Annotated in this window: 12 protein-coding genes; 10 read left to right on the top strand and 2 right to left on the bottom strand. The window is 61.8% G+C overall.

Features of this window, described 5'->3' with window-relative positions:
* Positions 1–90: 90 nt before the first annotated feature.
* The gene (locus tag AC3ITA_RS27410; RefSeq protein WP_489278904.1) at positions 91–837 is read right to left on the bottom strand and encodes an NRDE family protein; all 747 of its coding nucleotides are present in this window, start codon (positions 835–837) and stop codon (positions 91–93) included.
* Between the two features lie 133 nt (positions 838–970).
* Here AC3ITA_RS27410 and AC3ITA_RS27405 point away from each other — a divergent pair, with 133 nt between their 5' ends.
* The 3 genes from AC3ITA_RS27405 (at position 971) to AC3ITA_RS27395 (ending at position 3,678) form a co-directional block, all read left to right on the top strand.
* Positions 971–1,753 (top strand): sulfite exporter TauE/SafE family protein, encoded by a 783-nt coding sequence (locus AC3ITA_RS27405; RefSeq protein WP_095945329.1) that lies wholly within the window; start codon positions 971–973, stop codon positions 1,751–1,753.
* A gap of 97 nt (positions 1,754–1,850) precedes the next feature.
* On the top strand, positions 1,851–2,657 hold the full coding sequence (gene lgt, locus AC3ITA_RS27400; RefSeq protein ID WP_095945328.1) for a prolipoprotein diacylglyceryl transferase: 807 nt from the start codon (positions 1,851–1,853) through the stop codon (positions 2,655–2,657).
* 49 nt (positions 2,658–2,706) lie between these two features.
* A complete protein-coding gene (locus tag AC3ITA_RS27395) occupies positions 2,707–3,678 on the top strand; it encodes a thymidylate synthase (protein WP_095945327.1) in 972 nt (323 codons plus the stop codon).
* Positions 3,679–3,812: 134 nt separating this feature from the next.
* Here AC3ITA_RS27395 and cadR read toward each other — a convergent pair whose 3' ends face one another.
* Complete coding sequence (cadR, locus tag AC3ITA_RS27390) at positions 3,813–4,262, bottom strand: Cd(II)/Pb(II)-responsive transcriptional regulator (protein ID WP_095945326.1); 450 nt, start codon at positions 4,260–4,262, stop codon at positions 3,813–3,815.
* 93 nt (positions 4,263–4,355) lie between these two features.
* Here cadR and AC3ITA_RS27385 point away from each other — a divergent pair, with 93 nt between their 5' ends.
* The 7 genes from AC3ITA_RS27385 to AC3ITA_RS27355 all read left to right on the top strand — a co-directional run bounded on the left by AC3ITA_RS27385 (position 4,356) and on the right by AC3ITA_RS27355 (position 13,386).
* Positions 4,356–6,617, top strand: a complete 2,262-nt coding sequence (locus AC3ITA_RS27385; RefSeq protein WP_489278902.1) for a heavy metal translocating P-type ATPase — start codon at positions 4,356–4,358, stop codon at positions 6,615–6,617.
* A 16-nt stretch (positions 6,618–6,633) separates the two neighbouring features.
* Positions 6,634–7,497 carry a LysR family transcriptional regulator gene (locus AC3ITA_RS27380; RefSeq protein ID WP_414929502.1) on the top strand — a complete coding sequence of 288 codons (864 nt, stop codon included), beginning with the start codon at positions 6,634–6,636 and terminating at the stop codon, positions 7,495–7,497.
* Between the two features lie 219 nt (positions 7,498–7,716).
* Positions 7,717–8,793: a putative 2-aminoethylphosphonate ABC transporter ATP-binding protein gene (locus tag AC3ITA_RS27375; protein ID WP_489278900.1), complete on the top strand. Its 1,077-nt coding sequence runs from the start codon at positions 7,717–7,719 to the stop codon at positions 8,791–8,793.
* A complete protein-coding gene (locus AC3ITA_RS27370; RefSeq protein ID WP_095945322.1) occupies positions 8,793–10,517 on the top strand; it encodes a putative 2-aminoethylphosphonate ABC transporter permease subunit in 1,725 nt (574 codons plus the stop codon). The genes AC3ITA_RS27375 and AC3ITA_RS27370 overlap by 1 nt, the downstream gene beginning before the upstream one ends.
* 39 nt (positions 10,518–10,556) lie before the next feature.
* Entirely contained in the window at positions 10,557–11,582 is a 1,026-nt protein-coding gene (locus tag AC3ITA_RS27365) for a putative 2-aminoethylphosphonate ABC transporter substrate-binding protein (RefSeq protein ID WP_095945321.1), read from the top strand.
* 113 nt (positions 11,583–11,695) lie between these two features.
* Entirely contained in the window at positions 11,696–12,829 is a 1,134-nt protein-coding gene (locus tag AC3ITA_RS27360) for a TIGR03364 family FAD-dependent oxidoreductase (protein WP_414929504.1), read from the top strand.
* Entirely contained in the window at positions 12,829–13,386 is a 558-nt protein-coding gene (locus AC3ITA_RS27355; protein WP_414929505.1) for a phosphonate degradation HD-domain oxygenase, read from the top strand. Before AC3ITA_RS27360 ends, AC3ITA_RS27355 begins: the two co-directional genes overlap by 1 nt.
* The last annotated feature ends 18 nt before the right edge of the window (positions 13,387–13,404 follow it).

The raw sequence follows: 13,404 nt of genomic DNA, 5'->3' as shown, positions 1-13,404 counted from the left end.
AGGCTCGCTCCCACATTGGATCTGTGAACGACGCAAATCCCCTGTGGGAGCGAGCCTGCTCGCGATGAGGCCGGACCTGGCAACACAAGACTAAAGCCTGATCTCCACTTCCCCAAGATGCCCGCCATACGGCCCGAAACTGCGCTCGACCATATGCAGCGCCCCATCCGTCTGCACAATCAACGCCGTACTCGCCCGGGTTCCATAACTTTGGCTGGCAATGAACACGCTCGACAGCAACGTTTCGGTGGCCAGCCCGACACCGGTATCCGGCAACTCGGCAAACGGCGCGGTCTGCGCATCGCTCAATAACGCCAGCAGTGCCTGAGGCTGCGGATCATCCAGTACCTCGCTCAATGCAGCCTTGGCCTTGAGCAGCTTCGGCCACGGCGTATCCAGCCCGGCGTTCGACACGCCGTAGATGCCCGGTTGCAGCATCACTGCTTGCGTCTCCCGGGCATTGAAGTGCCAAAGCTCGTTCCTATTGCCAACCAACAGATTGAACCCGCCATATTCAGGCGAACGTCTGACAACGTCGGCCAAATAGTCATCAATCGAGCAATCCCCCTCAAGGAATCGCGCGACCAGCTCCCCACGAGACTTGCGCCCCGGCGGTCGATGGGGATCGCGGATGTTGGTCAGCGCCGCAAAACGTCCGTTGGCGCCGACACCGAGCCAGGTGCCACCGGCCTCGAGGTCGCGCCCCGCATGCACATGCGGCGCTTCGGGCCATGGCGCCAGCGGCAGGCTGGGGCGGGCGTAGAATTCATCGCGATTGGCCGCCACGACCAGCGGTTGGGCATGACCCGGTCGCCAGGCAAAAACAATCAGGCACATCAGGCTGTCCTTGTGTGTTTTTTGCTCACTCTACGCAGACATCGCTCATCGATCCATCGCCTTGCGCAGTGGAGCTTGAGGCCGTGCATCCGTTACCATGCCGCTCCGGTTTTGGGATGCGGGCGGGACAACCATGGAATTTCTGCTCTATCTGGCGCTCGGCGCCTGTGCAGGTGTACTCGCCGGGCTGTTTGGCGTGGGCGGCGGGATCATCATCGTCCCGGTGCTGGTGTTCAGCTTCAAGGCCCAGGGGTTCGATCCGTCGATCCTCACGCACCTGGCAGTAGGCACCTCCCTGGCGACGATCATCTTTACCTCGGTCAACGCGGTACGCGAGCATCACCGCCGTGGCGCCGTGCGTTGGCCGATCTTCATGTGGATGACCGTCGGCATTCTGGTCGGTGCCGGGTTTGGCGCGCTGACGGCTGAAGCGATTTCCGGCCCCAACCTGCAGAAGCTCATTGGTGTATTCGCCCTGGTGATTGCCGCTCAGCTGGCGCTGGAGGTCAAACCCAAGGCCAGCCGAACCGTGCCGGGCAAACTCGGTCTGACCGTGGCCGGCAGCGTGATTGGCTGGGCTTCGGCAATTTTCGGCATTGGCGGTGGTTCGTTGACCGTGCCATTCCTGACCTGGCGCAGTGTGCCGATGCAGCAAGCGGTGGCCACTTCATCGGCCTGCGGTCTGCCGATTGCTTTGGCCAGTGCACTAAGTTTCATGATTCTGGGCTGGCACGATCCGTTGCTCCCGGCCCATAGTCTCGGTTTCATTTATTTGCCGGCGTTGCTGGGCATTGCCCTGACCAGCATGGTGTTCGCCCGCTTGGGCGCGCGGTTGGCCCACAGATTGTCGCCGAAGTTGCTGAAACGGCTGTTTGCCGCTTTGCTGTTCTGCGTTGGCCTGAACTTTCTAGTCTGAAGCATCTGCTCTGACGGGCAGCGCAATCCTGGCTTAATCCTGAGGTGGCAGCGTCGCCCGGGAATTTTTAAGATTTGAACTCTAACGAGGAGTCGCAATGCTGCCTTACCCGCAGATCGACCCGGTGGCCCTGGCCATCGGTCCGCTGAAAATCCACTGGTACGGTCTGATGTACCTGATCGGCATCGGCGGCGCCTGGCTGCTGGCGTCCCGCCGCTTGAACCGCTTCGACCCGACCTGGACCAAGGAGAAACTCTCCGACATGGTGTTCTGGATGTCGATGGGGGTGATCGTCGGCGGACGTCTGGGATATGTGCTGTTCTACGATCTGGGCGCTTACCTGGCCAACCCGACGCTGATTTTCGAAGTGTGGAAGGGCGGCATGTCATTCCACGGCGGTTTCATCGGCGTGATGCTGGCGGCGTTGTGGTTCGGCAAGAAGAACAACAAGTCGTTCTTCCAGCTGATGGATTTCGTTGCGCCGATGGTGCCGATCGGCCTGGGCGCCGGGCGTATCGGCAACTTCATCAACGCCGAGTTGTGGGGCAAGGCAACCGATGTGCCGTGGGCGATGGTCTTTCCGACCGATCCGGCGCAACTGGCGCGTCATCCGTCGCAGCTGTACCAGTTCGCCCTCGAAGGCGTGGCGTTGTTCCTGATCCTGTGGCTGTTCTCGCGCAAGCCGCGGCCGACCATGGCGGTATCGGGGATGTTCGCGCTGTTCTATGGCATCTTCCGTTTCATCGTCGAGTTCGTCCGTGTACCGGACGCGCAACTGGGCTATCTGGCCTGGAACTGGCTGACCATGGGCCAGGTGCTGTGCGTGCCGATGATCGTCGGCGGGCTGTTCCTGATCTGGCTGGCGTATCACCGCGCCCCGGCGGCTCCAGCGGCAGCCGTATAAAATTCGAACCCCGGAGCTTCGGTCCCGGGTTCAAGGACACAGGTAATTCATGAAGCAATATCTCGAACTGGTCGCCCACGTCATCAAGAACGGCACCAAACAGGCCAACCGTACCGGCGTGAACACCATCAGTTTTCCCGGTGCGATGCTGCGTTATGACCTGCAGGAAGGTTTCCCGGCGATCACCACGCGCAAGATGGCGTTCAAATCGGCTATCGGCGAAATGTGTGGATTCCTGCGTGGCGTGAACAACGCCGCCGAGTTCCGGGCGTTGGGCTGCAAGGTCTGGGACCAGAACGCCAACGAAAACGCCCAGTGGCTGGCCAACCCATTCCGCCAGGGCGAAGACGACCTCGGCGAAATCTACGGCGTGCAATGGCGCAAATGGCCGGCGTACAAGCAGATCCCGCTGAGCAACCCGGCTGCCATCGAGCAGACCCTGAAACAAGGCTACCGCCAGATTGCCGAAGGCGAGGAGGACGGTCAGGCCTACGTGGTGCTGTACAAGGCCATCGACCAGGTCCGTCAGTGCGTCGATACCATCATCAAGGACCCGGGCAGCCGCCGAATCCTGTTCCACGGCTGGAACTGCGCCCAGCTCGATGAAATGGCCCTGCCGCCATGCCACCTGCTGTACCAGTTCCACCCGAATGTCGAGACCAGGGAGATTTCCTTGACCCTCTACATCCGCTCCAACGATCTGGGCCTGGGCACGCCGTTCAACCTCACCGAAGGTGCTGCGCTGCTGAGCCTGATCGGTCGCCTGACGGGCTACACGCCGCGCTGGTTCACCTATTTTATCGGTGATGCCCATGTCTACGAAAACCACCTGGACATGCTCAACGAACAACTCAAGCGCGAGCCGTTCCCGATGCCGAAACTGGTGATTTCCGAGCGTGTGCCGGAGTTTGCCAAGACGGGTGTTTATCAGCCGGAATGGCTGGAGCTGGTGGAGCCGGGCGATTTCTCGTTGGAAGGCTACGAACACCACGCACCGATGACCGCGCCGATGGCGGTCTGAAGCACAACGCTGCCCCCCTGTAGGAGCGAGCCTGCTCGCGATGGACATGAACGATGACGCGTATTGTCTTAAAAAACGCGTCGCCTTTGAGTTCATCGCGAGCAGGCTCGCTCCTACAGGGGTAGGTGGTGTTCTTAGTGGCCGTGACTACGGCCCACATGTGAATGTTCCACCTCCGTCGCCACCACCCCGCCGCTCACTTCCAGCCGCTGCAAAATCCCGCATTGATCGACCCCCGGCCCCTCGCCGCAGCGTTGGCGCAGGTCGAGCAGCTGCGTCTGCAAGGCCAGCAAGCCGTCGATCCGCGCCTTGACATGGTGGATGTGTTCGTCGATCAAAGCGTTGACGCTTTCGCACTGGTCCTGCGGACTGTCGCGAAACGCCAGCAGGCTGCGGATTTCTTCGAGCGTCATGTCGAGGGTGCGACAGTTGCGGATGAAGGTCAGGCGCTCGGCGTGGGCCTGGGTATAGACGCGATAATTGCCGTCACTGCGGGCCGGTTCCGGCAGAAGGCTCTCGCGCTCGTAGTAGCGGATCGTTTCCACGGCGCAGTCCGTGAGTTTTGCCAACTCTCCAATTTTCATGACGCCAATCTCCAAAACTCCAGAAAGGGTGCTTGACCCTATAGTGGCTACAGGGTCTTTACTTGGCAACAGGCACTCTTATGGACGCAACCAATGAGCGATTCCCTGCACTCCCACAAACCCGGGGCTGAACACGAGCACGGCCACAAGCTCAAACCCGTGCAAAAACATGACCATGGCAGTCACGGCGACGCCTGTTGCTCATCTGAAGCGGCAGCGCCTGCACTGGTGAAACTGAGCGGATCGCCGACGCCCGGGGCCCGACTGAGCAGTTTTCGCATCGAGGCGATGGACTGTCCAACCGAACAGACGCTGATCCAGAACAAGCTAAGCAAACTGACCGGCGTGCACCAGTTGGAGTTCAATCTGATTAATCGGGTGCTCGGCGTGACCCACGATTTGCCCGGAGTCGAGCCGATCGTCGAGGCCATCAAGTCCTTGGGCATGCAGGCCGAACCGCTGGACCAGGGTGCTGAAACTCCGACGCCGGCGCCCCGGAAAAAGCCGTGGTGGCCCTTGGCACTGTCCGGTGTTGGTGCCTTACTGGCAGAAGTTATCCACTTCACCGGTTTCGCGCCGAACTGGGTGGTGGCGGTTGTCGCGCTGGTCTCGATCCTCAGTGGTGGCCTCGGCACTTACAAAAAAGGCTGGATCGCCCTTAAAAACCGCAACCTGAACATCAACGCCCTGATGAGCATTGCCGTGACCGGCGCGGTGCTGATCGGCCAGTGGCCGGAAGCGGCAATGGTGATGTTCCTGTTCACCGTGGCCGAGTTGATCGAGGCCAAGTCACTTGATCGTGCACGCAATGCCATCAGCGGCTTGATGCAGATGACCCCGGACACGGCAACGGTGTTACAGGCTGACGGGAGCTGGCTTGCGCAGGATGTCAAAAACATCGGGCTCGGTGCGCGGGTACGGGTGCGCCCCGGCGAGCGTATCGGCCTGGACGGTGAAGTGCTGTCCGGTCGCTCGACCATCGACCAGGCGCCAATCACTGGTGAGAGCTTGCCAGTGGAAAAAACTGTCGGCGACAAAGTCTTCGCCGGCACCATCAATCAGGCCGGCTCCCTGGAGTACGGGGTGACCGCTGCGGCCGACAACTCAACCCTGGCCCGCATCATCCACGCCGTCGAGCAGGCTCAGGGCGCGCGGGCGCCGACCCAGCGCTTCGTCGACAGTTTCTCGAAAATCTACACCCCGGCGGTGTTCGTCCTGGCCCTGGCCGTGGCGGTGATTCCGCCATTGTTGATGGGCGAGCTGTGGTTCGACTGGATCTACCGGGCGCTGGTGCTGCTGGTGGTGGCCTGCCCATGTGCGCTGGTGATTTCCACGCCGGTGACGATCGTCAGCGGCCTCGCGGCGGCGGCGCGCAAAGGCATTCTGGTCAAGGGCGGTGTCTACCTGGAGGGCGGTTACAAGCTCGACTACCTGGCCCTGGACAAAACCGGCACCATCACTCACGGCAAACCGGTGCAGACCGATTACCTGTCACTGGACCCGACCGCCGACGACTCGGCGCCCGCCATTGCCGCCGCGTTGGCCGGGCGCTCGGATCACCCGGTTTCTCTGGCCATCGCCAAAGCGGCTGTGGATAACCAGACCGCGACGCTGGTTGTGGATAACTTCGAAGCGCTGGGCGGGCGCGGGGTGCGCGGCGAGATCAACGGCCAGCTCTACCATCTGGGCAACCATCGACTGGTGGAGGATCTGGGCCTGTGTTCGCCGGCGCTGGAAGAAAAGCTGTTTGCTCTGGAAAAGCAGGGCAAGTCGGTGGTGCTGCTGCTTGATTCGTCTGGCCCGTTGGCGCTGTTTGCCGTGGCGGACACGGTAAAGGAGTCGAGCCGCGAGGCTATCCGGCAGTTGCATGACCTGGGCATCAAGACCCTGATGCTCACCGGCGATAACGTCCACACCGCGCAGGCCATTGCCGCGCAAGTCGGTATCGACGAGGCCAGGGGTGACCTTTTGCCCGGCGACAAGCTGCAGGCTGTCGAGGCTCTTTATACCCAAGGGCATCGGGTCGGCATGGTCGGCGATGGCATCAACGACGCCCCGGCGCTGGCGCGTTCCGAGATCGGTTTCGCCATGGCCGCCGCGGGCACCGATACCGCGATCGAAACCGCCGATGTCGCCCTGATGGACGACGATCTGCGCAAAATCCCGGCATTCATTCGCCTGTCTCGGCAGACGTCGAGCATCCTCAAACAGAACATCGCCCTGGCTTTGGTCATCAAGGCGATCTTTCTTGGGGTAACCTTCGCCGGGGTCGCTACCATGTGGATGGCAGTGTTCGCCGACATGGGCGTGAGTCTGCTGGTGGTGTTCAACGGTTTGCGCCTGCTGCGCAAGTAAAGGATGAGGGACGGTTGTGCTGAGTGCGGAGCTTAAGGCGTTTTACATGGTGGCCCGCCTGGGCAGCATTACCCAGGCGGCCAAAAAGCTCGGCCTGAGCCAGCCGACGGTGACGACGCAGATCCGCAACCTCGAAAGTCAGTACTCGGTCGAACTGTTCTACCGTGGCGGCCGGCGTCTCAGCGTCAGCGAGGAGGGCGCGCGGTTGCTGCCGATGGTCAAGGCGCTGATGCAGCAGGAAGCCGACATCGAGTTTTTCCTGCGTAACTGCGGCCAGGTCCAGGGCACGTTACGAATAGCCGCCACGGCACCGTATTACATCCTCGACCTGGTGAAAACCTTCCGCGAACGTCTGCCGCAGGTTGAGGTTTCGGTGGAAATCGGCAACTCCCAACAGGTGCTCGAAGCGCTGGAGGATTACCGGGTCGATGTCGCGGCGTCGTCGCAATTGCTCGATGACGCACGACTGGTTCGCCGGGTGCTCGGCAGCGATCCGCTGGTGCTGGCGGTGCATCGCAATCATCCACTGGCGATTCACGATCACGTGCCGCTCGGCGCCTTGGCCGGGCATACCCTGCTGATGCGCGAACCGGGCTCGACCACCCGTCGCTTGACCGAAGAGTTGCTGGCCAGCGCCGGAGTGTGTTTCGGCCCGCTGCTGGAAATCGGCAGCCGCGAATCGATCCGCGAAGCAGTGCTGCGCAACATCGGCATCAGCATCATTGCCCGTCAGGAAGTGCCCCATGATCCGCAGCTGCGGGTGCTGACCATCGAGAATGCGCCACAGATTCCCGAGTACCTGTACTGCCTCAAGGAGCGCAAAAACGCGCGACTGCCGGCGGCGTTTCTGGGGTTGGCGCAGGAAATGGCTCCGGCCTGAGATCTTCTTTGCCTGTCCCGGCCTCATCGCGAGCAGGCTCGCTCCTACAGTTGACCGCATTCCCCTGTAGGAGCGAGCCTGCTCGCGATGGCGGTAGACCCGCCAGCACAGGAATAACCAAAAATCCCGAATACCACTATCGGCAGTTTTTGCCTTACTGCCACATGACGGACTCATTACAACCCTAGGATGGCCCCATCTGCCAGATGAGGTCCGTCCATGAACAACCCGATCGCAACTGCCCTGACCAACCCCGGCGCACCAATGAAGGTGCGCGGCGTACAGAAACGCTTCGGCGCATTCACGGCGCTGGACAACGTTTCCCTCGACGTGGCGGCCGGTGAGCTGGTGTGTCTGCTGGGCCCGTCGGGCTGTGGCAAAACCACCCTGCTGCGCTGCATCGCCGGTCTGGAGAAGCAGGACAGCGGCGAGTTGTACCTGGGTGATCGCGACGTTTCACACTTGGCGCCCCAGGCGCGGGACTACGGCATTCTGTTTCAGTCCTACGCGTTGTTCCCCAATCTCACCGTCGAAGCGAACATTGCCTACGGCCTCGCCGGCAGCGGTCGTGACGAAGTGCGTCGCCGGGTCGGTCAAATGCTGGAACTGGTTGGCCTGACCGGCAGCGAGAAAAAGTACCCCGGTCAGTTGTCCGGCGGTCAGCAACAACGCGTGGCCCTGGCTCGTGCCTTGGCTCCGGCGCCTTCGTTGTTGCTGCTCGACGAACCGATGTCGGCCCTCGATGCCCGGGTGCGTGAGCATCTGTGCACCGAATTGCGCCAACTGCAACGCAACCTCGGCATCACCACCTTGATGGTGACCCACAATCAGGACGAGGCCATGCTGATGGCCGACCGCATCGCCGTGATGAACAACGGCAAGGTCGAACAGTACGCCACGCCGCAGGAAATCTACAACCGTCCGGCCACGCCATTCGTGGCGGAGTTCGTCGGCCAGGGCAACTGGTTGCCGTTCCAGCGCAGCAGCGACAGCCACGCCCAGGTCGGCGGGATGAACATGCGTCTGGCCGAAGGCAGCGCCAAGACCGCGTCGGGCCGTTTATTCTGCCGTCCGGAAGCGATCAACGTTAACCCGCTGGTGCACGAGGAAAACCTGTTCCCGGCCAAGGTTCGTGAAATCACTTTCCTCGGCAACCGCTGCCGCATGAGCTTTGAACTCGATCATTTGCCGGGCCACGCCTTGCTGGCTGAATTGGCGCCGGAAGCCATGCCGCGCCTTGGCGGCCAGCAGATCATGGTCGCCTTGCCGCCGCGCAGCCTGCAGGTGTTTGCCTGATGAGCGCGAACATTGCGCTGCCGATTCCGCACAAGCAGGTTCGGCAGACCTCTCGCGCCGAAGTCGGTGACCGGTTGTTCGTGGTCGGCGGCAAAGTCCTCATGCTGGTGTTGTTGGGTGTTGCCGTATTGATGCCGTTGCTGGCGATTTTCTGGCGCGGCTTCAGCGCCGAAGCCGGGCAGGGCGGTGGCTGGGTCGCGGCGAAAGAGCTGGTGACCAGCGAGAACTTCCATTGGTTGCTCGGCAACAGCCTGAAGGTTTCCCTCAGCGTAGCGGCCATTGTCGTACCGCTGGCCTACCTGTTTGCCTACGCGCTGCAACGCACCTTGATTCCGGCCAAAGGTATCTGGCGAGGCATCTCGCTGCTGCCATTGATGGCGCCATCAATGCTGCCCGGTATCGCGCTGGTTTACCTGTTCGGCAACCAGGGCATGCTGCGTGGCCTGCTCTCGGACAACATCTACGGCTTCTGGGGCATTGTGCTCGGCGAAGTCATCTACACCTTCCCGCATGCCTTGATGATTCTTCTGTCGGCCCTGTCCCTGGCGGATGCGCGACTTTTCGATGCCGCCTCCAGCATGGGCGCGAGTCCTGCGAAAGCTTTCCGCAGCATCACCTGGCCGGCGACCCGTCAGGCTGTGTTCGCTGCGTTCTGCCTGGTGTTCACCCTGACCATCACTGACTTCGGTGTGCCGGTGGTGGTCGGTGGCGACTATCAAGTGCTGGCGCTGGAGGCCTACAAGGCGGTGGTGGGTCAGCAACAGTTCGGTCGCGGGGCGCTGATCGGCATGGTGCTGTTGCTGCCGGCACTCTTCAGTTTCGGGGTCGATGCCTGGTTGCGTCGACGCCACGGCGATTCCATGAGCGGTCGCGCCCAAGTGTTCAAACCCGCGCCGTCGAAGCTGCGCGACGGTTGCTACCTGGCCATCGTCCTGCTGATCTGCGCCGCGTTGCTGCTGGTGTTCGGCATGGCGGTGTTCTCGTCCCTGGTGAAGTTCTGGCCGTACAACCTGTCGCTGTCGCTCAACCATTACCAGTTCAACGAAACCGCCGGCGGTGGCTGGCTGGCCTACGGCAATAGCCTGAAGATGGCCCTGGGCACGGCGTTGATCGGCAGCATTCTGATCTTCACTGGCGCCTACCTGATGGAAAAGACCAAGGGCCAGCGCGGCCTGAATCTGACGCTGCGCATGCTCAGTTTCGTACCGATGGCGGTGCCGGGCCTGGTGCTGGGTTTGGGTTACGTCTTCTTCTTCAATCTCTCCGGCAACCCGCTGCATGTGCTCTACGGGACCATGACGCTGCTGATCGTCTGCACCATTGCTCACTATTTGACCACCGCACAAATGACCGCCACCACCGCGCTGCGTCAACTCGACGCCGAGTTCGAAGCCGCCGCGCTGTCGCTCAAGGCGCCGCTCTACCGCCACTACCTGCGGGTCACCGTGCCGATCTGCCTGCCGGCGCTGCTGGACATCGTGCGCTACCTGTTCGTCTCGGCCATGACCACCGTTTCGGCGGCGATCTTCCTCTACAGCCCCGACACCATCCTCGCGGCGGTGGCGGTGCTGAACATGGACGACGCCGGCAACGTCGGCGGTGCGGCAGCGATGTCGACCCTGATCCTGATTACCTCGGCGGGCGTGTCCCTGCTGCTGGCCTGGGCCTCGCGCGGTTTGCTGCGCCGCTCCCAGGCCTGGCGGCAGACCGCGCCCGGTCATTGAATTTGCACAACCCCTCAACTCAAAAAACAGGAAAAGATCATGTTCAAGCCTATGGCCCTGGCCGCTGCTGTCCTCACCGCTTTCAGCCTGAACGCCTTTGCGGCGAAAACCGAGTTGACGGTGTACACCGCCCTCGAAGCCGAACAACTGAAGACCTATAAAGAAGCGTTCGAAAAAGCCAACCCGGACGTTGAAATCAAATGGGTGCGTGACTCCACCGGCATCATCACCGCCAAACTGCTGGCCGAAAAAGCCCGTCCGCAGGCTGACGCCGTGTGGGGCCTGGCCGCTTCCAGCCTGGCGATTCTCGACCAGCAAGGCATGCTGCAAAGCTACGCACCGAAAGACCTGGGCAAGATCGGCACCAACTACCGTGACGCCGCCAGCCCGCCAGCCTGGGTCGGCATGGACGTTTGGGCCGCGACCATTTGCTTCAACACCGTCGAAGCCGAAAAGCAGGGCCTGACCAAGCCCGTGAGCTGGCAGGACCTGACCAAGCCTGAGTACAAAGGCAAGATCGTCATGCCGAACCCGGCCTCGTCCGGCACCGGTTTCCTCGACGTCAGCGCCTGGCTGCAAACCTTCGGCGAGAAGCAGGGCTGGGCGTACATGGACGGCCTGCACCAGAACATCGGCCAGTACGTTCACTCCGGTTCCAAGCCTTGCAAACTGGCGGCGGCTGGCGAATTCCCGATCGGTATCTCTTTCGAATACCCGGCCGTTCAGCTGAAACGCCAGGGCGCACCGCTGGACATCATCCTGCCGAAGGAAGGTTTGGGCTGGGAGATCGAAGCGACTGCCGTGATCAAGGGTACTGCCCACGAAGAAGCGGCGAAGAAACTGGCTGACTTCTCCGCCAGCCCCGAGGCGATGGAACTCTACAAGGAAAACTTCGCCGTGCTCGCTCAGCCTGGCATCGCCAAGCCGCAGACCGAACTTCCGGCCGACTACGAGCAGCGCCTGATCAAGAACGACTTCGCCTGGGCTTCGAAGAACCGCGACGAGATCCTGACCGAATGGCGCAAGCGCTATGACGGCAAGTCCGAGAAAGTGGCGGCCAAGTAAGGTCTTTATCGGCTGACAGGGCCTCATCGCGAGCAGGCTCCCACATTGGAATGCATTTTCCTGTGGGAGCGAGCCTGCTCGCGAAAGCGGTATCGAATTCAGGACAAGACTCCATGACACAACACAACGACATGCTGATCGTCGGCGCCGGGATCCTGGGTTTGTCCCACGCGTATGCCGCCGCAAAACGCGGTTTGAAGGTCACGGTTTTCGAGCGCAGCGAAACGCCTGTCGGCGCTTCGGTGCGCAACTTCGGCCAGGCACTGGTCACCGGCCAACCACCCGGTCCGATGCTGGAGCTGGCCCGCGCCAGTCGCGCAATCTGGGGCGACTGGGCGCAGCTCGCCGGTCTGCAACTCAAACGCAATGGCTCGTATCTGTTCGCCCGCACCGAGGCGGAAGAACAGTTGCTGGAAGCCTTCTGCGAAGGTCGCGCGGTGGAGCACGGTTACCGCGTCGACCTGCTGCGCGGCGCCGCGTTACGCGATTTGTACGGCGGTCAGTTCCGCCATCACCGTGCGGCGTTGCACGGCATGGACGACCAGCAGCTGTATTCCCGCGAAGCGGTTCCGGCGCTGATCGATTTCCTGCGCCGCGACCTGGGCGTCAAGTTTCACTTTTCCACCCTGGTCCGTGATATCGAACCGGGCCGTCTGCACAGCACCGCCGGCAGCTTCAGTGCAGAGCAGATCATCGTCTGCTCCGGCCACGATTATCAGACGTTGCTGGCCGAGCAGATCGCCGAACTCGAGCCGCAAATCTGCCGCCTGCAAATGCTCCGCGCCCGCTCGCACATCAATCTCAACCTACAACACGCGTTGCTCACCGGTTTGAGCTGCGTGCACTACGGCGCCTTCGCCGACTTGCCGGAGGCCGCGGCGGTACAGGCAGAAATCCTGCAGTACGCGCCGCACCTGCATGAAAACGGCATCCACCTGCTGATCAGCCCGACACCCCATGGCGAATTGATCATCGGTGATTCGCACCATTACGGCAGCGATCCGTCACCCTTCAATGCCGAGCAGGTCGACGACTGGATGATCGAGCTGGCCGAGCAGACCCTGGGCTGCAAGGTGCAAGTGGTCGAACGCTGGCAGGGCGTCTATGGTTCACGGGGGCCGGGACCGTTCTCGTTCCTGCGCCCGGCAAAGGGCCTGGGTGTGGCGTTGATGCACACCGGTGTCGGCATGAGCGTCGGGCCGGCGATGGCTGAACGCAACGTTGCCACCTTATTGGGGGAAATCTGATGGCGCGTAACGAGCAAGTGATTGCCGAGGTGTTCGGTTTGTACGAGCGTTTTGGTGACAGCGATTACATCGGCGAACCGGTATCGCAGATCGAGCACATGTCCCAGGCGGCGCAATTGGCCATGGCCGAAGGCTTCGACGATGAAGTGGTGCTGGCGGCGTTCTTTCATGATATCGGGCATATCTGCGCCGAAAGTGCGGAGAACATGGGCGGCTTCGGTGTGGTCAGCCATGAGCGGCTCGGCGCCGACTACCTGCGCCGCGCCGGCTTCAGCGAGCGCATGGCACGGCTGGTCGAATACCACGTGCAAGCCAAGCGTTACCTGACGTTCAAAGAACCCGGGTACTACGAGCGCTTGAGCGAAGCCAGTCGTCGTACCCTGGAGTATCAGGGCGGGGTGATGACGGCTGAAGAGGCGCAGGTGTTCGAGCAGGACCCGCTGTGTGCGGTGAGTCTGCGCATGCGCCAGTGGGATGAACTGGCGAAAGAGATGCATGTGCCGGTGATTGATCTGGCGGTGTTGAAGGGCAAGGCGGTGCGGTTGTTGGCGGCGTAAAGCCTTTGAACCGAGGTG

The organism is Pseudomonas sp. GL_090 (assembly GCF_057837765.1).
The sequence above is the reverse complement of the archived record's forward strand: the minus strand, read 5'-3'. Positions and strand labels throughout refer to the sequence as shown.

Coding starts and splice junctions, on each gene's coding strand:
- AC3ITA_RS27410 (WP_489278904.1), bottom strand. CDS start 837: ATGTGCCTGATTGTTTTTGCCTGGCGACCGGGTCATGCCCAACCGCTG.
- AC3ITA_RS27405 (WP_095945329.1), top strand. CDS start 971: ATGGAATTTCTGCTCTATCTGGCGCTCGGCGCCTGTGCAGGTGTACTC.
- lgt (WP_095945328.1), top strand. CDS start 1,851: ATGCTGCCTTACCCGCAGATCGACCCGGTGGCCCTGGCCATCGGTCCG.
- AC3ITA_RS27395 (WP_095945327.1), top strand. CDS start 2,707: ATGAAGCAATATCTCGAACTGGTCGCCCACGTCATCAAGAACGGCACC.
- cadR (WP_095945326.1), bottom strand. CDS start 4,262: ATGAAAATTGGAGAGTTGGCAAAACTCACGGACTGCGCCGTGGAAACG.
- AC3ITA_RS27385 (WP_489278902.1), top strand. CDS start 4,356: ATGAGCGATTCCCTGCACTCCCACAAACCCGGGGCTGAACACGAGCAC.
- AC3ITA_RS27375 (WP_489278900.1), top strand. CDS start 7,717: ATGAACAACCCGATCGCAACTGCCCTGACCAACCCCGGCGCACCAATG.
- AC3ITA_RS27370 (WP_095945322.1), top strand. CDS start 8,793: ATGAGCGCGAACATTGCGCTGCCGATTCCGCACAAGCAGGTTCGGCAG.
- AC3ITA_RS27365 (WP_095945321.1), top strand. CDS start 10,557: ATGTTCAAGCCTATGGCCCTGGCCGCTGCTGTCCTCACCGCTTTCAGC.
- AC3ITA_RS27360 (WP_414929504.1), top strand. CDS start 11,696: ATGACACAACACAACGACATGCTGATCGTCGGCGCCGGGATCCTGGGT.
- AC3ITA_RS27355 (WP_414929505.1), top strand. CDS start 12,829: ATGGCGCGTAACGAGCAAGTGATTGCCGAGGTGTTCGGTTTGTACGAG.